This window comes from Microbacterium sp. ZW T5_56, from assembly GCF_044987425.1.
Taxonomy (GTDB): Bacteria; Actinomycetota; Actinomycetes; order Actinomycetales; family Microbacteriaceae; genus Microbacterium.
In genome coordinates, this window is the sequence record NZ_JBJDRI010000032.1 from 1 (window position 1) to 20,210 (window position 20,210).

18 protein-coding genes are annotated in these 20,210 nt (G+C 67.8%); 16 read left to right on the top strand and 2 right to left on the bottom strand.

The genetic code is table 11. The features are described 5' to 3' along the window. Positions 1–1,143: ROK family protein (locus tag ACI3KU_RS14620; RefSeq protein ID WP_404923038.1), on the bottom strand; the 1,143-nt coding region annotated here is incomplete at its 3' end. 182 nt (positions 1,144–1,325) lie between these two features. Here ACI3KU_RS14620 and ACI3KU_RS14625 point away from each other — a divergent pair. From ACI3KU_RS14625 to ACI3KU_RS14665, 9 genes are all read left to right on the top strand, one after another. After that, positions 1,326–2,582: an extracellular solute-binding protein gene (locus tag ACI3KU_RS14625; RefSeq protein WP_404923039.1), complete on the top strand. Its 1,257-nt coding sequence runs from the start codon at positions 1,326–1,328 to the stop codon at positions 2,580–2,582. Positions 2,583–2,650: 68 nt separating this feature from the next. Then, positions 2,651–3,601 (top strand): carbohydrate ABC transporter permease, encoded by a 951-nt coding sequence (locus tag ACI3KU_RS14630; protein WP_404923040.1) that lies wholly within the window; start codon positions 2,651–2,653, stop codon positions 3,599–3,601. Next, positions 3,598–4,464 (top strand): carbohydrate ABC transporter permease, encoded by an 867-nt coding sequence (locus ACI3KU_RS14635; RefSeq protein WP_404923041.1) that lies wholly within the window; start codon positions 3,598–3,600, stop codon positions 4,462–4,464. The genes ACI3KU_RS14630 and ACI3KU_RS14635 overlap by 4 nt, the downstream gene beginning before the upstream one ends. A gap of 14 nt (positions 4,465–4,478) precedes the next feature. After that, the gene (locus ACI3KU_RS14640) at positions 4,479–5,513 is read left to right on the top strand and encodes an NAD-dependent epimerase/dehydratase family protein (protein ID WP_404923042.1); all 1,035 of its coding nucleotides are present in this window, start codon (positions 4,479–4,481) and stop codon (positions 5,511–5,513) included. Continuing rightward, the gene (locus tag ACI3KU_RS14645) at positions 5,513–6,568 is read left to right on the top strand and encodes a dihydrodipicolinate synthase family protein (protein WP_404923043.1); all 1,056 of its coding nucleotides are present in this window, start codon (positions 5,513–5,515) and stop codon (positions 6,566–6,568) included. The genes ACI3KU_RS14640 and ACI3KU_RS14645 overlap by 1 nt, the downstream gene beginning before the upstream one ends. Further along, the gene (locus ACI3KU_RS14650) at positions 6,565–7,593 is read left to right on the top strand and encodes a hydroxyacid dehydrogenase (protein ID WP_404923044.1); all 1,029 of its coding nucleotides are present in this window, start codon (positions 6,565–6,567) and stop codon (positions 7,591–7,593) included. Before ACI3KU_RS14645 ends, ACI3KU_RS14650 begins: the two co-directional genes overlap by 4 nt. A 6-nt stretch (positions 7,594–7,599) precedes the next feature. Next, positions 7,600–8,520 (top strand): hypothetical protein, encoded by a 921-nt coding sequence (locus ACI3KU_RS14655; protein ID WP_404923045.1) that lies wholly within the window; start codon positions 7,600–7,602, stop codon positions 8,518–8,520. Continuing rightward, on the top strand, positions 8,513–9,406 hold the full coding sequence (locus ACI3KU_RS14660) for a GNAT family N-acetyltransferase (RefSeq protein ID WP_404923046.1): 894 nt from the start codon (positions 8,513–8,515) through the stop codon (positions 9,404–9,406). The genes ACI3KU_RS14655 and ACI3KU_RS14660 overlap by 8 nt, the downstream gene beginning before the upstream one ends. Positions 9,407–10,238: 832 nt before the next feature. Further along, complete coding sequence (locus tag ACI3KU_RS14665) at positions 10,239–10,535, top strand: hypothetical protein (RefSeq protein WP_404923047.1); 297 nt, start codon at positions 10,239–10,241, stop codon at positions 10,533–10,535. Between the two features lie 265 nt (positions 10,536–10,800). Here the strand turns inward: ACI3KU_RS14665 and ACI3KU_RS14670 are convergent, their stop codons facing one another. Continuing rightward, positions 10,801–11,457: a GntR family transcriptional regulator gene (locus tag ACI3KU_RS14670; RefSeq protein ID WP_404923048.1), complete on the bottom strand. Its 657-nt coding sequence runs from the start codon at positions 11,455–11,457 to the stop codon at positions 10,801–10,803. A gap of 178 nt (positions 11,458–11,635) precedes the next feature. On the opposite strand from ACI3KU_RS14670, the gene ACI3KU_RS14675 reads away from it, so the two are divergent. The 7 genes from ACI3KU_RS14675 to ACI3KU_RS14705 all read left to right on the top strand — a co-directional run bounded on the left by ACI3KU_RS14675 (position 11,636) and on the right by ACI3KU_RS14705 (position 20,210). After that, entirely contained in the window at positions 11,636–13,180 is a 1,545-nt protein-coding gene (locus ACI3KU_RS14675; RefSeq protein ID WP_404923049.1) for an ABC transporter substrate-binding protein, read from the top strand. Beyond that, on the top strand, positions 13,177–14,139 hold the full coding sequence (locus ACI3KU_RS14680; protein WP_404923050.1) for an ABC transporter permease: 963 nt from the start codon (positions 13,177–13,179) through the stop codon (positions 14,137–14,139). Before ACI3KU_RS14675 ends, ACI3KU_RS14680 begins: the two co-directional genes overlap by 4 nt. Further along, positions 14,132–14,986: an ABC transporter permease gene (locus ACI3KU_RS14685; RefSeq protein ID WP_404923051.1), complete on the top strand. Its 855-nt coding sequence runs from the start codon at positions 14,132–14,134 to the stop codon at positions 14,984–14,986. Before ACI3KU_RS14680 ends, ACI3KU_RS14685 begins: the two co-directional genes overlap by 8 nt. Further along, positions 14,986–16,716 (top strand): ABC transporter ATP-binding protein, encoded by a 1,731-nt coding sequence (locus ACI3KU_RS14690; RefSeq protein WP_404923052.1) that lies wholly within the window; start codon positions 14,986–14,988, stop codon positions 16,714–16,716. Before ACI3KU_RS14685 ends, ACI3KU_RS14690 begins: the two co-directional genes overlap by 1 nt. Then, positions 16,713–18,104 (top strand): hypothetical protein, encoded by a 1,392-nt coding sequence (locus ACI3KU_RS14695; RefSeq protein ID WP_404923053.1) that lies wholly within the window; start codon positions 16,713–16,715, stop codon positions 18,102–18,104. The genes ACI3KU_RS14690 and ACI3KU_RS14695 overlap by 4 nt, the downstream gene beginning before the upstream one ends. A gap of 262 nt (positions 18,105–18,366) precedes the next feature. Then, complete coding sequence (locus ACI3KU_RS14700; RefSeq protein ID WP_404923054.1) at positions 18,367–19,128, top strand: SDR family NAD(P)-dependent oxidoreductase; 762 nt, start codon at positions 18,367–18,369, stop codon at positions 19,126–19,128. After that, the gene (locus ACI3KU_RS14705) at positions 19,128–20,210 is read left to right on the top strand and encodes a mandelate racemase/muconate lactonizing enzyme family protein (RefSeq protein ID WP_404923055.1); all 1,083 of its coding nucleotides are present in this window, start codon (positions 19,128–19,130) and stop codon (positions 20,208–20,210) included. Before ACI3KU_RS14700 ends, ACI3KU_RS14705 begins: the two co-directional genes overlap by 1 nt.

Below are 20,210 nucleotides of genomic sequence, written 5' to 3' on the forward strand. Positions count from 1 at the left end.
CACGAGGGCCGCGTCCTCGATGGGGGCGATGGGAGGCGGGGGGAGGTCGGGCAGGCCCGTGACGTCGTCGGCGCAGCGGATGAACGCGAACACCAGCGCGCCGTGGGCGGCCGCCTCGCCACCCAGGCGGGCGGCCACGATCGGCAGGTCTACGGGGATGCGGATGCGACGCATCACAGCGGAGCGCAGCGGCGCGAGCAGCGCCTCCCGAGCCAGCGACATGCCACCGCCGATCACCACCATCGCCGGATCGATGGTCATCGCCAGGGTGGCGATGCCGCGGGCGAGTTCCTCGATGAACCCGGTCAGTTCGGCACGCGCCTCGGCATGGCCGGACTCGGCGAGCGCGAACACCTCTTCGCCGCTGGCGGCTGTGCGCCAGGCGATCTGTCCGGTGTCCTCATCGATGCCGCGGAAGGCGAGCCGGCCGATGTCGCCCGCCGCATTGTGCGGTCCGCGGCGCGGACGTCCGTCCAGGATGATGCCGGCCGCGATGCGCGCGCCCACCGAGAGGTAGAGCACATCGTCGACGAGCCGTGCGGCGCCGAGGTGATGCTCGGCCACCGCGGCAAGGCGCACACCGTTGTCCAGCACCACGGGGCAGCCCAGACGATCCCGCAGCAGGCGTGCGACATCGACGCCGGGCCAGGCGGTGAGGATGACGGAGGCCACCACACGACCCGAGTCATCGACGATGCCGGGAAGCGCCACTCCCACCGCTCGCAGACCGCCGTGCGGCGCCTGGACAGCCGCGACCGCCGCGTCGATGGCCGCGACGACGGCGTCCAGCTGGGTGGCGGCGTCATCGTCGGGGTCCAGGCCTGCAGCGCGCTCGTGTGCGACCACCACGCCCGCGAGATCGGACAGCACCACGCGCACGCTGTGCACACCCACATCGACGCCCGCGACCAGCCCCGCGCTCGCGGAGAAGCCATAGTGGCGGGCGGGGCGGCCGGCGCCGCGACCCGGCAGCGGCTGCGCATCGGCGACGAGCCCGGCATCCTGCAGCTGCGCCAGCGCGTTCTCCACCGAGGTGCGCGAGATCTCCAGCGTGCGGGCGAGGTCGGTGGCCGTTGTCGGCCCTCCATCGCGCAGACGCAGCGCGGTGCGGGCGACGATCGTCTGCTCGGCCACGGTCGGCATCGGCGCTCCTTTGCATCGTTTCCGGAAAATTACCACACGAGTGTGATTAGCCAGCCCTTCGATGACAGCAGTCGAAACCATGTCGGTCAACAGTTTCAAAAAAGGGCTTGACGAAATATCACAGCGCATTGTCATAATAGACCCAGTCCCCCTGAGCACCGGGGCGTGAGCAAAGGAGCATCATGCGCGTGAAGAAGTTGATCGCAGCCACGGCGGGACTCGCCGCCGTGGGACTGCTGGCCGGTTGCGGCGCAAACGCCGGAGCGGGCGGCGACGCCACAGCAGGCGGTGACCAGAAGGTCACGGTGTGGCTCTACCCGGTCATCGCCGACGAAGCCAAGCACAAGGCGTTCTGGGACGAGACCGTCGCCGCCTTCGAGAAGGACCACCCGAATATCACGGTGGACTACGAGATCTTCCCGTGGGCGAACCGCGACGAGGGACTGCAGACGGCCATCGCCGCGGGCAAGGGTCCTGACCTCGTCTACCTCATCCCGGACCAGCTCGCCGCGTACCAGAAGTCGATCGAGCCGATCGGCCCGTACCTGAGCGACGAGCAGAAGGCCGACATCCTTCCGAACGTCACCGAGTCGGTCACCATCGACGGGAACATGATGGGCGCGCCCATCCTCACCAGTGTCAACCCGCTGATCTGCAACGCCGCTGCGTTCAAGGAAGCCGGCGTCACCGACTACCCCTCGACCTGGGACGACGTGCTCGCCATGGCTCCGAAGTTCACGGAGAAGGGCATGTACGCCATCAATTACCCGGCCGCTCCGGAGAACACGCTGAACATGTCGTTCTACCCGCTGCTGTGGCAGGCCGGCGGCAGCGTGTTCAACAAGGACGGCTCCGCGGTGGACTTCAACGGCAAGCCGGGCCAGGAGGCACTCGATTTCATCTCCACGCTGGCGCAGGAGAAGGCCATCGAGCCCGACGCGCTGAGCACCAACCTGCCGCTGGAGCAGACCGCTCTCGCCAAGGGCAAGGTCGGCTGCTCCTGGACCAACGTCCCGAGTGAGGTCGAGTCGTTCTGGGGTGCCGAGAACATCGTGGTGTTGCCGCCGCTGAAGAAGGACAAGGCCGTGGCCTACGGCACCGTCGGATCGCTCGCGCTGCTGAAGGGCTCGAAGGCCAAGGAAGCGGCCGGCGAGTTCGCCGACTTCGCCACCAGCGGTGACATCGTCAAGCCGTACCTCACCGAGGCTGGGTACTTCTCCGCCGTGACTTCCACTGGTGCGCTCTACGCGGATGACCCGGTGATGTCGAAGATGGAGGAGAACGTGCCCACCGCCACCGTGGGTGAGCTGTTCACCAGCTCGCGCGCCGTGATGGGCGTGCTCGCCCCGGAGATCCAGGGCGCTCTGCTGGGGCAGAAGTCCGCGAAGGACGCCCTCGACGCCGCAGCTTCCGCTACCGGCCCGCTGCTGTCGCAGTGACCTGTCGGGAGCGCGTCGACTGATTCGACGCGCTCCCGATCTCGATTTCACCTCTCAGGGAGTCCGTCATGTCAATGAAGACCACTGAACCGCCGCGGATCGACGCCGAGCCCGCGGGCGCGGCACGGGCCGCACTCTCACCGGGCGCGCGCATGTCGCGTCTGCTCTCGCGTCGTGAAGCCCGCGTCGCCTTCCTGTTCGTGCTGCCCGCCTTCCTGCTCTTCATCGCGTTCCGATTCGGGCCGTCGATCGTGGGTGTGGGGCTCAGCTTCTTCCACTACGACATCTCGGGGGAGCTGGACTGGAAGGGCATCGCCAACTTCCAGCGCATGATCGCCGATCCGCTGTTCTGGCGGGCGCTGTCGGTCACGCTGCTGTTCGCGGTGTTCTCCGTGCCGATCGCGCTGGCGCTGTCCACGGTGATGGCGCTCGGTGTGCGTCGGGCCTTCCGCGGATCGCGCTTCTTCCGCTCGATCTTCTTCCTGCCCGTCATCACCTCGCTGGTGCTGGCCGGTGCGGTGTTCAAGTGGATCTTCTCCGCAGATGGTCCGTGGTCGCAGCTGATGGCGCCGCTGGGTCTCGGCGGCTCCTGGCTCGGCAGTCCGGTGCTGGTGATCCCGGCGCTGATCATCGTGGGCGTCTGGTCGCGATTCGGCTACGGCATGATGATCCTCATCGCCGCCATGCAGGACGTGCCGCGTGAGCTCGAGGAGGCGGCACTGATGGATGGTGCCAACTCCTGGCAGCGTTTCCGCTTCATCCTGATGCCGCACCTGAAGCCGACGTTCTTCTTCCTCGCCGTCATCGAGACGACGGCGGCGTTCCAGGTCTTCGACGTGATCTACGTGATGACCGGCGGCGGCCCCGCCAACGCCAGCTACTCCCTCGTCTACATGCTGTACGACCAGGGCTTCAAGTACTTCAACTACGGATACGCGGCCGCGATCGGCGTCGCGCTGTTCATCATGACCCTGGCCGTCGCGCTCATCCAGCGCCTGGTGATCGGAAAGCAGAAATGAGCGCCACCACCGTACCGCGTCGTCAGCGTTCCTACCGCGCTCTCGAGCCCACCGGCTGGGGCATCGTGGGCCGCTGGATCTGGCTGAGCATCGCCGCCGTCTTCAGCTTCTTCCCGTTCTACGCGATGGTGGTGCTCAGCCTGAAGCCGGGTATGGCCGTGGAGCTTCCCGGCTCCCTCCTGCCGTGGGGGAACATCTCCTTCTCCTCCTACGAGCAGGTGCTCGGCGGGCAGAACCTGCTGGTGTGGCTCGGCAACACGCTGATCTACTCGCTGGTCTCCGTCGTCTTCGTGCTGTTCCTGTCGGCGATGGCCGGCTACGCCTTCGCGAAGAAGCGGTTCCGGGGCAAGGAGGTGATGTTCTGGTCCTTCCTCTCGATGGTCATGGTCCCGTTCCACGTCACCCTCATTCCGACGTTCATCTTCATGGCCTGGCTCGGCGGTGTGGACACGTACTGGGGCCTCATCCTGCCGTCGCTCGCGAACGCCCAGGCGGTGTTCCTGATGCGCCAGTTCATCCAGGGTCTGCCGGACGAGCTGTTCGAGGCCGCGCGCATCGACGGCGCGGGGGAGTTCCGCATCTTCCTGCGGATCGTGCTGCCGCTGTGCAAGCCCGTGCTCGCGACCCTCGGCATCTTCGTCTTCCTGTGGCACTGGAACGACTTCCTGTGGCCGCTCATCGTCGGCAAGTCCAGCGACATGTGGACCCTGACCGTGGGCATCTCGTCCCTGCAGCAGCAGAGCGTTCCGCTGAGCGTGATGCTCGCCGGCTCCGTCGTAGCGCTGCTGCCCATCTTCCTCGCCTACCTCATCGCGCAGCGCTACGTCCAAGAGGGCGTCGCTAGTGCGGGTATCAAGGGCTGATCGAAAGGAATGTCGTGACCGACTTCACCTTCACCTCCGAGGCCGACCTCGAGTCTGCGCTGGCCGAGCCGAGTGCGGCTCTCATTGAGGACATGCGCGCCGGATCCGGGGACCTCGCGATCCTCGGCGCCGGGGGCAAGATGGGCCCGACGCTGGCGATGCTCGCCCGCAACGCGATGAACGCCGCGGGTCGCACCGACGACCGCGTGTACGCCGTCTCCCGCTTCGGCGACGTCGCCCTGCGCGAGCGTCTCGAGAGCGCGGGCGTCACCGTCGTGCCGTTCGATCTCGTCGAGGCCGATGACCTGTCCGCGCTTCCCGACGCCGCCGAGGTGGTGTTCATGATCGGTGCGAAGTTCGGCGCCGCCACCAGCCCGTCGTGGGCGTGGGAGGTCAATGCCGCACTCCCCGATCGCGTGGCCCGCCGCTACCGCGACAGTCGCATCTCGGTGCTGTCCACCGGAAACGTGTATCCATTCCTGCCCGCGTCCTCCGGCGGTGCGAGCGAGGACGTGACGCCGGCACCGATCGGCGAGTACGCGCAGTCCTGCCTCGGTCGGGAGCGCGTGTTCGAGTTCGGTGCGCAGGAGCGCGGGACCGCCGTCTCGATCATCCGCCTGAACTACGCCGTGGACCTTCGCTACGGCGTAGTGGCCGACATCGCCGCCGCGGTGCTGGCGGGCGAGCCGGTCTCCGTCGCCACCGCGAACGTCAACGTGGTGTGGCAGGGCTATGCCAACGAGGTGGTGCTGCGGAGTCTGCGCCACGCCAGCTCGGACGTGTTCACCGTCAACCTCACCGGCCCGGAGACGCTGAGCGTCGCCGCCATCGCTCGCCGAGTCGGTGCCATCGCGGGGCACGAGGTGACGCTCGTCGACGAGCCGCAGGCCACCGCTCTGCTCAGTGACTCCAGCCGCTGCATGGCGCTGTTCGGCTACCCGACGGTGTCCGCCAACACTCTCGTCCGCTGGCAGACGGCGTGGCTCGAGGCCGGGCTTCCCACCATCGCCAAGCCCACCAAGTGGGCCGTTCGCGACGGGAAGTTCTGATGCACGCGCTTCGCCCCGAGGCTGCCGCCACCCTCGCGCGCGGGGCGGTCATCCCCGCTCACCCGCTGGCCCTCACCGCCGAGCGCACGCTCGACGAGCGACGTCAGCGCGCGCTCACGCGGTACTACCTCGACGCCGGCGTCGGGGGAGTGGCGATCGGCGTCCACACCACGCAGTTCGAAATCCGCGACCCGGAGCACGGACTGTTCGAGCCGGTGCTGCGGCTTGCCGTCGAGGAGATTGAGGCACGCGGCGATTCGTCGGTCATCCGCATCGCGGGTGTCTCGGGGGACACCGCGCAGGCCGTGACCGAGGCGAAGCTGGCGCATGAGCTCGGTTACGACGCGGTGCTCGTGAGCCCGCGGGTGCCGGGGGCGACGCCCGCGGAACTGCTCGATCGTGCCCGCGCGATTGGCGAGGTGATGCCGCTGGTGGGCTTCTACCTGCAGAGCGCCATCGGAGGCCCCACGCTGGATCGGGCCTTCTGGCGTGAGTTCGCCTCGATCGACGCCGTGGTGGCCGTGAAGGCTGCACCGTTCGACCGTTACCGCACGCTTGAGCTGGTGCGCGGTGTGGCCGAATCCGGTCGCTCCGACGAGATCGCGCTCTACACCGGCAACGATGACGCGATCCTCGCCGACCTGCTCGCCACGTACACGGTCGATTCGCCGACCGGACCGCGGACGCTGCGTTTCGTGGGCGGGCTGCTCGGACAGTGGGCGGTTGGCACGCACGCGGCCGTGCGGATGCTCGATCAGGTGCATCGCGCGATGGCAGGCGATGACGCGCTGCTGCGGATGCTGACGGCGCGCTCGGCGGATCTGGTCGACGTGAATCAGGCCGTGTTCGATCCGGGGCACGACTTCCACGGTGTCATCGCGGGCGTGCACGAGGTGCTGCGCCAGCAGGGTCTGCTGGAGGGGACCTGGTGCCTGGATCCCGCCGAATCACTGTCGCCGGGGCAATCGGAGGAGATCGCCCGCACGCGCGTCGCCTATCCCGATCTCGCCGACGATGCCTTCGTCGCCGCGCATCTGGAAAGGTGGTTGGCATGAGCGCACCCCGGATCATCGTCGCCGTTCCCACGCCTCTCGTGGGGGAGTTCTTCAGCACGGAGAGCTGGTCGAGGCTGGAAGCCGCGGCCGCCGCTCTCGCAGTGGCGGATGGCGCGGATCCGGAGGGCGCGCTGGTGCGCGTGGACGCCCTGGCCGAGGTGGCTGATCCTTCTCAGGCGCAGGTCTACATCCCGGCGTGGGGTGCCGCCGCCGTCGATGCGGAGACTCTCGCTCGCATGCCGCGCCTGCGCCTGCTGGCACACAGTGGCGCGAGCGTGCACTTCCTGGTGACGGATGCGCTGTGGGACGCGGGGATCCGCGTCTCGCAGACCGGCGCAGCGATGGCACGGCCCGTGGCAGAGGTGTCGCTGACGTTCACGCTGTCGCTGCTGCACCGCGTCCACCGGCTCGATCACGCGATGCACGCGGGTGCCGGGTGGGAAGCGGCGGTGCAACCGGGGGCGCAGCACGAGATCGGCGGATGCCCGATCACGGTGGTCGGCGCCTCGCGCACCGGACGCTCGTATCTCTCCTTGCTGCGGGCGCTCGGTGCCGAGCCGCTGCTCGTGGACCCCACGATCGACGCAGCGGAGGCCGCATCTCTCGGTGCTCGTCTCGTCGACCTGGACGAGGGCATGAGCGCGGCGCGCATCGTGGCACTGCACGCTCCCTCGCTCCCACAGACGCACCACATGATCGGTGCCCGGGAACTGCGGCTCATGCGCGACGGTGCGGGGCTGGTCAACACGGCGCGATCGTGGCTGGTGGACGAGGAGGCGCTGCTGGCCGAGGTCACCACCGGCCGCATCGACGCCGCGATCGATGTGTTCGATCAGGAGCCCCTGCCATTGGATCACCCCTTCCGCTCGCTGGATAACGTCCTGCTCACCCCGCATCGCGCGGCGGGGACGGTGGAGGGTCGTCTGCACCAGGGGCGCATTGTGGCCGACGAGGTCGAGGCGTATCTCGCCGACCGTCCGCTGCAGCACACCGTCACGCGCGAACAGATCGCCACGATGGCCTGAACCGGGATGAGCGTTCGCATCGGATTCCTCGGCGTCGCTCACGCGCACCCGGCGATCGACGCCGGCAATCTGCGTGCGCTGGGTGTGGAGCTGGTCGGAGTCGCGGACGACGATGATCCCGTGCGCCGTCGGGAGTTCGCGTCACGGTTCGGGGTGGCGGAGCTGACGATCGCGGAGCTGGTCTCGCTGGCTCCGGACGCCGTCATCGTGACGTCGCGCACGGCGCTGGTGCCCTCACTGCTCCCTGCCGTGATCAACGCGGTCCCGACGGTGTTCGTGAACAAGGTGGTGGCGGCCACCTCCCATCACCTCGCGGCGCTGGACGGCCTCGACGGAGAGTTCGGAACGGCCACGCCGCTCGCGTTCGCTCCCGCGGTGCGGGCCCTGGTCGCAGGCATCCGTGGACGGCGGGTTCTCGGGGTGCGGGTGCTGGCGCATCACGACGCCGCGCCGTTCCGATCGCCCGGACGCGAATGGCAGGACGACCCCACTGACGGGGGCGGAACCCTGCTTTCGGTGGGTTCGCACGCCTGGCAGCTGGTTGACGCCGTGCTCCCGGGCGCCACGCTCACCGCGATCGACGGTGCGCTGTCGTGGATGGACAAGCGGACATCGGAGGATCTCGCGCAGGCGCGTGCACGAGTGCGGTACGACGGCGCCGAGGTTCCGATCCAGCTCACCGTCTCGGGCCTTCCCGGCGACGACCGCTACGAGCTGGACGTGTTCACGGACATGGGGATCCACAGCGCCGTGCTGACCGATGGCACCGAGTTCGGCTTCGCGGAACTGTCCGCTGCGGTGGCGGACGCGGCACGTGCCGGCGCGGTGCCGTATCCGTGGTCCGAATCCCGCGCGGCAGCGGCAAACGCCGTCACTGCCGCCCGGGTGCTGCGCGGCACCGTCTCTGAAGAAGGACTCCATGACTGACCTGACCTTCCGTCACGCCGCGCTCGCGGATGAACCGGAGCTGTTTGCGCTGTGGGCCGCCGCGTTCACGCCGCCGCTGGCCCCGGATCAATGGCTGCTGGATGCCGATCGTCACCGGCGCACGCAGGTCGCCGTGCTCGACGGCCAGGTGGTCGGATCGGTGTACGGGATGCCGAAGATGCTGCACGAGGACAACCGGATCGCGTCCGTGCACGCGATCGGCAGTGTCGCGGTGGCGCCGTCCGCGCGAGGCCGCGGTGTCGCGGCTCGCATGGTGGAGCGCTCGCTGGACGATGCGCGCGCGGCGGGTCGGGAGTGGGCGCTGCTGTTCACGGACACCCCCGGTGTGTATCGCTCCAGCGGATTCGAGCAGCTGCCGATGCGTCGGGTCCGCAGCGGTGCGTGGTCTGCTTCCGTCAGCGCAGCGGCAGATGTCGTGTCGGCGCCGACCGACGAGGATGGCCTGCGCGCGGTCGATGCCGTCTACCGGGCTTCGCGCACCGGTCGTGTGTCTCTGGCGCCGAGCCGGGGCGACCTCGACTTCCGTGCCGCGGCGTATCGACTGAGCGGTACGACTCTGCACCGCGTGGACAACGCCTACGCCATCGAACACGTCGAGGATGGTCTCGGCGTGATCGACGAACTGGCCTGCACTCTCGGTCACAGCGCGGATGAGGCGCTCTCCGCCGTCGCCGGTTCGTGGGCTGCGGCCGGGGTGACCTCGTGCAGCATCGCGATCCCGGCGCTGCCAGAACTCGACGATGTGATCGCTCGCTTCGCTCCCGCGGCGATCGACGAAGCCGACACCACGGCGATGGTGCGCGCGCTGACCCGCGAGCCGAGCCTCACTCATCCGCGGCACTTCGGCGCCGCCGACTACTTCTGAGCAGTCGGCTAGGAGGCGGGATCGCCGAGCGGAAACAGGTGGAGCAGGGGCGAATTCTCCTCGCTCCTGCTCCACGCCCAGCGAACAGGTGGTGCGCTATGAGCTGACGCCGGATTGTGTGAATGTCACTGAGATGCGCTCAGCTACCCCCGGTTCCGTTGATGCTTCCTTGTTTGCGACCCCACAAGCCGTTGCCTTCGTGTCGCCGAACTTGTCGTAATCGGCCGGCCCAACCAGCGAGTATCCGGGAGGAGGGGTGAGCGTTCCCCAACCCCATCCGCGGAAATCGCCAGGGCCTTCAGCACAGGAGACAGCCTTGTTGTTCTGAATTGAGCTCGCGCCGGTGTTCGTCACCGGGCTCGCATGCCACTGCATGAAGTTCGGGCTCACTCGTGCCAGGAACATCGCCAGGCGGAGGCCCCCCATCGGTGCCTTCCCGCCCGTGACGTATTTGCAGTCGATTCGGACCACCTCGTTGATGGTTCCCGACACATGAGTTGAGCCGTGGGGCCACTGGACATCGAGGTTGCAGGTGATGTCAGCAGCAGCTATGCCGCGCTGATCTGAACGCGCAGTGGCAGTTGGGGCGTTGACCGTCAGCGCAATGTTGTCACCGACAAATTGCGTCGTTTCGTCCGACTGTTTGACAGATTGCAGTTGCGTCGAGGGGTCTTTCGACTCGTGACCTCCGTTGACGGAGTCCCGGTGGTTGACTGGCTCGCGAAAGCTGAAGGGTCAGCGGCCAACAGCGCTGCTGACAAGGCAGCTATCGTGACGATACGGATGAACTTCGTTGTTGTCCCTTTCGTTGTTTCTGAGAGGATTTGCGGGTATGGACGCACGCATGCGGCGAGGACGTGATCGGGAGCGTGAGCAGCTGGACCCCGAGTATGAGGTCCGGTACTGGACGCAGCCGGCGCCCGGATTTAGCTGGAACCTCGAAGCCTGGGATCTGATCGACTGTGCAGATGTGGATGAGGCGCTCGCATGGGCCAGACATCATTCGCAGGCCAGACGTTTTCAGTTGTTCGTCGTGGCGTCCGACGATGGGCGGGCTCGAACTCTGGTGCACCTCAGCGGCATCGATCCAAACAGTCGGCCGGCGCCTTGGCCGGCATCCGTTGATTGACGTTCGCTTTCCAGAAGCGACAGTCGCGTGGCGCGCCATGATCTCCACCTCCTCCGCTTGCCGTCGAGATTCCTTTCTCAGTAATGTCCGCACGCCGCTGATTGGTTCCATTTCCGTATGCATGGGCACACATCAAGCACGAGCGGTGGTCGACACCAGTTGAAGACCGCGGCTGGGCGGAGAACACATGATCCGCGTGTTACAGCAAGAGGGAGCATGAGGAAGGGGAGGCAGGATCTCCTAAATGCCGCTGACTGGTCGCGCGCTATGAACTGGGATCGTCGAGCGGGATACGCGCGGCGCCCTCGACGATGTGGTGGGCGATGACCTCGCGCAGCCGCGCGGCATCCCCGGAGGCGAGCGCATCGACGATCACCCGGTGGCTCTGCGTGTGGGCGTGCTGCTGATCGGCGCTCAGTTCGGAGGTGGTGGCCAGCAGGAACGACGCGATGCGCCCCTGCAGTCGCGTGGACATGTCGGAGAGCAGGCGGTGCTCGGCCAGCTCCGACAGCGTCTCGTGGAAGGCGCGGTCCTGGCGGAAGATCTCGGCGGTATCGCCCGGCTCTGCGGCATCCATCGCGTCGAGGATCGTGTCGAGCCGGTTGCGGGCATCCTCATTCCAGCGCTCCTGTGCACGCTCGGCGACGAACTGCTCCAGCACGATGCGCAGTGAGGTGATCTCGTCGAGGTCGGCGCGGGTCATCCGGGCCACGCGCGCACCGCGACGGGGCTCCCGTTCGACCAGTCGCTCCTCGGCGAGCCGCGCCAGTGCCTCGCGGACGGGGATGTGGCTGACACCGAGGCGAGCCGCGAGCTTGCGTTCCACCAGCCGCTCGCCCGGCTTGAGCTCGCCCGCGTAGATGGCGTCGCGAAGCTCCTCGGTCACCTGTTTGGCGACGTTCTGGTCTGACACCGTCTGCATCGTTCCCCCGTTCTGCGCTCGCATCCCGCACGGTCGCGCTCTCCATGGTGCACCGCCGAAGCGGAAAGTCGCGACACTGGACACGTGGCTGCTTTTGCTACATGCTATAGCGAACAGGCTCCCCCGCACAGCACTCTCGGGGGAGTCACCCGAAATCCCGAGAGGCGAGGAACCTGCAATGCAACGAGGACGTCTTCTGCTGGCCGGCGCGCTGGTCGCCGCCCTGCTCACCACCGCGGGTTGCTCCGCGGGTGCATCCGACAACGGCGCGGGACAGGGCGACGGGTCCGCCACCGGCGGCACTCTCACGGTCGCCGCGGCGCAGGGCATCCCGCAGCTCAACCCGGCCATCCGCACGTTCGCCTGGGAAGAGGTGCTGTTCCCGCTGCTGTGGAACGGACTCACCAAGACCGACGAATCTGGCGCTGTCGTCGGCGACCTCGCCGAGAAGTGGGAGGCGTCGGCCGATCAGAAGACGTGGACGTTCACCCTGCGCGACGGCGTGACCTTCTCGGACGGCACCCCCTTCACAGCAGAGACGGCCAAGGCCGCCCTGGACTACTACGTGGATCCCGACACGGCCACGCAGGAGAAGAACAAGATCTCGATGATCTCCGACGTGACGGCCGCCGACGACACCACCCTCACCGTGACGCTGTCTGAGCCGGTGGCCACGTTCCCGGCCGCGCTGGTGTGGGTGAAGATGATCGATGCTTCGAATGTCGACTCGATCGATAAGGATCCGATCGGCACGGGTCCCTACGTGGTGTCCAAGTTCACCCCCGACGACAGCGTGACGCTCGTGCCGAACGAGAAGTACTTCGGTGACAAGCCCGCACTCGATGAGATCACCATCGTCAAGGCCGCCGAGTCAACCGCGGCCGTCACGGGCCTCCGATCGGGCGACATCGATGTGCTGTGGTCTGTGCCGCAGGGCGACGTCGCCCAGCTCGAGTCGGGCGGCGACATGGTGATGGTGCGCCCGAAGAGCCCCAGCCAGTGGCCCTCGTGGGAGATGGACACCACCTCGGCACCCTTCAACGATGTGCGCGCTCGTCAGGCGCTCGCCTACGCGACCGACCGCCAGGCGATCCTGGACGCCGCATACTCCGGTCAGGGCGTCGTCTCGCCCACCAACAGCGCGCTGAACGCCGAGAACTCCTGGTTCGGCGGCGACCTGGTCGACTACAGCTACGACCTGGACAAGGCGAAGGAGCTGTTCGCCGAGGCCGGCGTGAAGGAGGGCGACACGCTCACCTGGTGGGGCGTCGCCGGTCAGTACCCGGAATGGAACACCAGCGGTGAGATCCTGCAGGCGAGCCTCAAGGAGATCGGCATCACCCTGAAGATCGACAACAACGACATCGGAACCTGGGTGGACAAGTTCTACCCGGCGGGCAAGAGCTACCCGGCCACGATCGTGCCGAACTTCCAGTCCACGCCCACGGAGCCGGCGTACTCGCTGAACTTCTACCTGCCCGGTCGCTGCGAGTGCAACTGGAGCGACGACGACTTCTCCACCGCGTTCTCCGCCGCGATGGCAGAGCCGGATGAGAAGGCCCGGAAGGAGAAGTGGGGCTCCGTGCAGGAGATCATCAACCAGCAGGTTCCGCTGATCGTGCCGCTGCAGTCCACCGTTGTCACCGCCACGGGTGACAAGGTCACCGGTGTCTGGGTCGAAGGCGGTGGCCAGCTCCACCTCGAAGGCGCGGCGCTTCAGTGATCGCACAGACCACACGGCGGGTGGCGATCAGCATCGCGATGCTGATCGCCACCTCGCTGATCATCTTCATCGTCCTGCGGCTGCTGCCGGGAGATCCCGTCATCACCCGCCTCGGCTCGACCCCGGGCGTCGACGCTGCCATGATCGAGCGTCTCCGCCAGGAGGCGGGCCTCGACGCCCCCGTGATCCAGCAGTATCTCACCTGGATCGGCGGACTAGTTCGCGGCGATTTCGGGCAGAGCTACTTCAATCAGTTCTCGGTCACCGAGCTGATCGGGCAGCGCCTGCCGGCCACGCTCGAACTCACCTTCCTCGGCATCCTGCTCGCGGTGGTCATCGCGATGCCGCTGGGCGTGCTGGCATCGCTTCGCCCGCTGGGCGTGGTGGACCGCATCGTCACGGCCTTCTCCACCGTGGGAATGGCCCTGCCGCAGTTCCTCATCGGCATTGCGCTGATCATCGTGTTCGCGGTGCAGACCAAGCTGCTGCCCGCGCGCGGCTACACGCCGTTCGAGGAGGATCCGGGTGAGAACCTGGTGCGCATGGTGCTGCCAGCCCTCACGCTCGCGATTGCCGCAGCGCCGCTGCTGATCCGCTACCTCCGGGCCTCGATGATCGAGGTGCTGGACTCGTCGTACATCCGCACGGCCACCGGCAAAGGACAGTCGCGGTGGGGTGTGGTGATCGGCCACGGGCTGCGCAATGCGCTCATCCCCAGCCTCACCATGCTCGGACTCATCGTGGGCTACACGCTGGGCGGCGTGGTCATCGTGGAGTACGTGTTCGGCATCCCGGGTCTCGGTTCGCTCGCGATCGACGCGGTCTTCAAGCGCGACTACGCCGTGCTGCAGTCCGTCGTGCTCCTCATCTCCGCGATGTTCATCATCACCACCCTGATCGTCGATCTGCTCTACGGCGTCCTCGATCCCCGCCTCCGGACGAAGGGTCGTCATGGCTGACACACTCATCCCGGTGACCGCTCCGGTGCGCGCGGCGCGTCGGCGGCGGCCGCCGATCCTCACGATCATCTCCGCGAGCGTGCTGGGGCTCATCGTGCTGGCGAGCATCCTGGCGTCGATCGTGGCTCCCTACGATCCCTCGGCGCAGTCGCCCGACCGTCTGGTCGGTCCGAGTGGCGCGCATCTGCTCGGCACGGACGAGCTGGGGCGCGACCTGCTCAGCCGCATCCTGTTCGGCGGTCAGCTGACCATCTTCATCGCACTGGGTGCCACGGTGCTCGCGATGCTGCTGGGCCTCGTCTGGGGTATGGCAGCGGCCTTCCTCGGTGGCTGGCTGGACGAGCTGCTGATGCGCCTGGCCGACACCGTGATGGCGATTCCGCAGATCCTGTTCGCGCTGGTGTTCGTCTCCGCCTTCGGCGCCGATCCGGTCAAACTCGCCGTGATCGTGGGCATCCTGCTCACGCCGACGACGGCGCGACTGGTGCGCTCCTCCGTGCTCACCGAGCTGAAGGAGGATTACTTCACCGCGGCGGTCGCGTTCGGCGCCTCGCGTTCGCGTCTGGTGCTGACGGAGGTCCTTCCGAACGTCCGCGGAGCGATCGTCGTGCAGGCGGCGATCAATGCGGCCAACGCGATCCTGCTGGAGGCGTCGCTCAGCTTCGTCGGCCTCGGCATCGCGCCACCGGAGGCCACCTGGGGCACGCTCGTGCAGCAGGGCTACCAGAAGATGTACCAGTCGATCGGCTACGTGATCTTCCCTGCCCTGTTCATCTTCATCACCATCTGGCTGCTCAATGTGCTGGCTGACCAACTCGGCGGCGGCGAGAAGAAGGGGGTGCGCTGATGAGCGTGGAACCCGTGCTGGACATCCGCGGACTCACCGTCTCCTACGGATCCGCGACGCCCGTGAAGGGCATCGACCTGCAGGTCGCGCCTGGCGAGAAGCTCGGCCTCGTGGGCGAATCCGGATCCGGGAAGTCGCTCACCGCCCTGTCGGTGATGCGCCTGAACGCCGGTGCGCGCCTCGGCGGCGAGATCCGCTTCCAGGGTCGGGACCTGCTGGCCCTCAGCGAGCGGGAGATGGCGAAGCTGCGCGGCGGTGAGATCGCGATGGTCTATCAGGATCCGATGAGCTCGCTCAACCCGGTGCTCACCATCGGCGCCCAGCTCATCGAGGCTGTCCGTCTGCACGACCGGGTCTCGCGCCAGGCCGCGCACGCGCGCGCCGTCGAGCTGCTCACCGACGTCGGGGTGCCGTATCCCGAGGAGCGCATGGCGCAGTACCCGCACGAGTTCTCCGGCGGCATGCGACAGCGCGTCATGATCGCGATGGCGATGTCCTCGCGTCCGAAGCTGCTGATCGCGGACGAGCCGACCACCGCGCTGGACGTCACCACGCAGTCGCGCATCATCGACCTGCTGGATCGGCTGGCCGCGGAGTACGGCACGGCGGTGGTGCTGATCACGCATGACCTCGGGATCGCGGCCGGATTCTGCGAGCGCATCCAGGTGCTTCGTCACGGTCGCACCGTGGAGATCGGCGCGGTCGACGACGTATACGCGCGACCGCAGGATCCGTACACGCAGGCGCTGATGGGCGCGGTCGTCGATCTCACCATCGACGTGGACCGGCCGATTCCGACGGCGGTGGAGGTGCTGGAGCGGGGGACGGATGCCATCGTCGCCGAGTCCCTGCCGCCGCGCGAACCCGGCGATGTGCTGCTGTCGGTTCGTGATGTCACGAAGCGGTTCCGGCTCGGCTCTGGCCGCGTGGTCACGGCGGTGGATGGCGTCAGCTTCGACGTGCGCCGCGGGGAGACCTTCGGCCTGGTGGGGGAGTCGGGATCGGGGAAGTCCACCGTCTCGAAGGCGGTGCTCGCTCTGAACCCGATCGACGATGGTGCGGTGGCGTTCGACGGCGTCGACCCGCACCGCATCGGCGGCGGGGAGCTTCGCCACCTGCGTCGACGCATGCAGATGGTGTTCCAGGACCCGTTCTCCGCGCTCAATCGGCGTCAGCGGGTGAGCGAGCTGATCGCGGCACCGCTGAAGGCGCACGGCATCGGCACGAAGGCGTCGCGTGCCGAGAAGGTGCGTGAGATGCTCCAGCTCGTTGGCCTTGGCGACGAGTTCGCCGAGCGCTACCCGCGCGAGATGTCGGGCGGACAGTGTCAGCGTGTATCGATCGCGCGCTCCCTGGCGCTGGAGCCGGACTTCATGGTGCTGGACGAATCGGTCTCCGCGCTCGACGTGTCCATCCAGGCGCAGGTGCTGAACCTACTGCGAGCGCTGCAGCGCGAGCTCGGACTGACCTACCTCTTCATCAGTCACGATCTCGCGGTGATCCGCTACATGTCGAGCACTGTCGCCGTGATGCAGCAGGGCAGAATCGTGGAGATGGGCTCGCGGGACGACCTGTTCGCCGACCCGCAGCACGAGTACACCCGATCGCTGATGGCGGCGATTCCCGTGGCGGATCCAGTGCAGGAGCGCGAGCGTCGGCGGCTGGCCGCGGAGCTCGACGAGCGGACCGGAGCCTCCACCACCACGCTGCTGACGAAGGGACGGTCATGACCGGACTGAACGAGCGGATCCCGGTGCCGGCCGCCGATCTGGAAGCGGGCGTCGCGCGCCGGATGATCGATCCGCCGATCGGCATCCGAGCGCGCAACTGGGGGCCGGCGGACTGGAACGCCTCGGAGGGCCAGCATCGACACATGACGCTGACGGCCGTGGCCTTCCGCTCGGCGGGCGGCTTGGACGGCGCTTCGGACGGTGATGAGCCCGTCGTACTGATCACGGCGGACGCGACGTGGTGGCGCCGGGTGGCGGATGAGATCGGCGTGCGCTCCGCCGTCCTCGCCGCCACCGGCCTGCCGCCCGAACGTCTGATCATCTCGCTCAGCCACACGCACGCCGGCCCGGTGCTGTGCGCGGCGGACACGCATCTCGAGGGTGGGGAGCTGATCCCCGGCTATCTGGAACACTTCGCCGCCCAGGCCTCCGACGCCGCCCGCGAGGCGCTCGATGCGCTCGCGCCGGCGCGTCTGGAGTGGGCGGTTGGGCGGTGCTCGCTCGCGGGCAACCGTGAACTCACGCTGGATGGCCGCGCGCTCGTGGCGTTCGCGCCGGAGGAGACCGCGGACGACACCGTGCTGGTCGGTCGCCTCACCCGCGATGGCGCGGCCCTCGCCACCATCGTCAACTATGCGTGCCACCCCACCACGCTCAGCTGGCAGAACCGGCTGATCTCGCCGGACTACGTCGGGGCGATGCGCGACCTGGTCGAGGACGCCACGGGTGCGCCAGTGGCATTCCTGCAGGGAGCATCCGGCGAGCTGGCCCCACGCGAGCAGTACACCGGCGATCTCGCCGTGGCCGATCGCCACGGGTCTTCCCTGGGCCATGCGGTGCTCGCAGCTCTCGCGTCGCTGCCGGTGCCAGGGACCGCCCTGCAGCTCACGGGCGTCGTCGAATCCGGTGCACCCCTGGGCATGTGGCAGGCCACTCCCGTTGCCGCAGACACCGCGGTGGCCGTGGTGAACGCGGCTGTCGAGCTGGACCTGGTCGATCTCCCCTCCCTGGACGAGCTGGCCGAACAGTGGGCCGACATCGACGCGCGCAGCCGCGAGGAGCGCCTGCTGCGGGCACGAAACCTCCGGGAGGGCTACATCGACGGCCCCACCGTTCAGCACCCGGTCTGGGTGTGGCGACTTGGCGGTGCGGTGCTCGTGGCTCACCCCGGCGAGGCATACTCGCATCTGCAGACCGCTCTGCGAGCGCGCTTTGCGGACCATGCCGTCGTTGTTGCGAACCTCAGCAATGGTCCGGGTTTCGTCTACCTCCCCAGCGACGACGCGTATGAACGCGGCGCCTATCAGGCCTGGCAGACGCCGCTTGCCGCCGGGTCGCTGGCGCGTCTCGAAGGCCACGCCGCAGACCTCATCGCGTCGGTCGTGTGAGCAGGGCAGAACCAGTGTTCGCAGGACAGAAACGCAGGACAGAACCAGTGTTCGCAGGCCAGAAGAACCGCAGGACAGAACCAGTGTTCGCAGGACAGAACCAGTAATCACAGGACAGAAGAACCGCAGGACAGAACCAGTACTCGCAGGACAGAACCGACTCCCGCATACAGAACCACGCCGCAGCACTGAACCGACACTCGCGATCTCATCGCGGTGCCGGGATGAACACCACACCGCAGGACAGAAGAAGGACCCGCTCATGACCGAATCCGCACCCATCGCCGTCATCACCGGAGGAGCCGCCGGCATCGGCTGGCAGATCGGTCAGCGCCTCGCTGCGGACGGCTACCGTGTCGTCGCGGCGGATCGTGTGCCTGGCCTCACCGCCGAGGAGAACGCCGCGGGGGTGATCTGGCGCGAGCTGGATGTCACCGATCCCGTGGCCGTCGACCGCGTGTTCGGTGACATCGAGGCGGAGCTCGGTCCTATCGCGGTGCTCGTGAACAACGCGGGAATCCAGCGCCACCGCGGCATCGAAGATCTCACCTGGGACGAGTGGGCGGCCGTGGTCAACGTGAACCTGCACGGTGTCTTCGCGTGCCTGCAGGCCGCGGGTCGGCGCATGCTGGCGAACGGTGGCGGCCGCATCGTCAACATCTCCTCGATCTCGTCGCGCGGCTCGGCGGGACGCGCGCCCTACGCCACGACCAAGGCTGCCGTCATCGGTCTCACCTCCACTGCGGGAGCCGAATGGGCCGCCCGTGGCGTGCGGGTCAACGCCGTCGCACCGGGATATGTCGACACCGGCGTGTTCCAGCAGGGTGTGGCCGCGGGCACGCTCAACCCCGCCACGATTCTGGCGCGTATTCCCGCCGGCCGGCTCGCCGACGCCAGTGAGATCGCCGCAGCGGTCAGCTTCCTGGTGTCTGACGACGCCAGTTATATGAACGGACAGACCCTGTACGTCGACGGCGGGTTCATGGTGGACTACGGCGTGCCCCTCGCGAAGAAGCCCGAGTGATGACCCTCACCGACGTGAGCGCCGCCACCGCGGTGCTGCCCCTGCCGCAGCCGTTGCGCCTGGGGGCGATGACGGTGACGCGGCGCGAGTACTCCGCGGTGCGAGTAACCGATGACGCGGGTCGTGCCGGCCACGCGTACTGTCTCAGCCGAGAAGCGCCGATGGCGGAGATCGTGCGGCGACTGGTCGCCTCCCACGCCGTAGGCGCAGATGCGGACGATCCCGCCGACACGTGGGATCGGATGCTGCGGGGCAGTGCCATCGTCGGACGAGTGGGGCTCGTGCGTCGCGCGATCGGCCTCGTCGACGTCGCCGCATGGGACGTGGCGGCCCAGCGCGCCGGGGTTCCGGTCTGGCAGCTCATCGGTGAGAGCGGCGACCCCCGAGATGCCATGCTCGTCGCGGCATACCCGTCGGCGGATCGTGCGCCGCGAGAGGTCGCCGACGAGGTGCTCGCGCAGGCGTCCGGCTGGAAGCGTGTGAAGATCTCACGCATGCCGGATCCCGCATATATGCGCGAGCTCATCGGAGTCCTGAACGATGAGCTGCCCGCGCAGACCGGTCTCGTCGTCGATGCCGGCTTTGGCTGGCGCGACGCGGACGAGGCGATCGCAGAGGTGCGACAGTGGGGCGACATCCGGTTGGACTGGCTGGAGGATCCGCTGCTTCCCGAAGACGCCCAGGGCTGCGCCCGCATCCGCCGCGAGAGCGGATTGCCGATCTCGGTGGGCGACGAGGTCACCGACCCGGAGGTGCTGCGGCGACTGGTCACCATTGGGAACGTGGACGTGCTGCGGCTGGACGTCATCGCCGTGGGCGGGATCACGCCGGCGCGCGAGCTGATCGCGTGGGCTCGAGAGCGCGGTGTCCCGGTTTCGGGACACGTGTATCCCGAGGTGACGTCACATCTGGGCATCGAGGTCGAGACGTTCGCGCGCGGCGGCAATCCCTACGATCCGGCGCCGACTCTCGTCGTAGGCGGCCCGCGCTTCGATGGCCGGGTCACGCCAATTGCCGTGCCAGGACTGGGGTTCTCCCTCGATCCGTCACGCTTCGACTTCACCCCCTCAGGAAGGCACTGA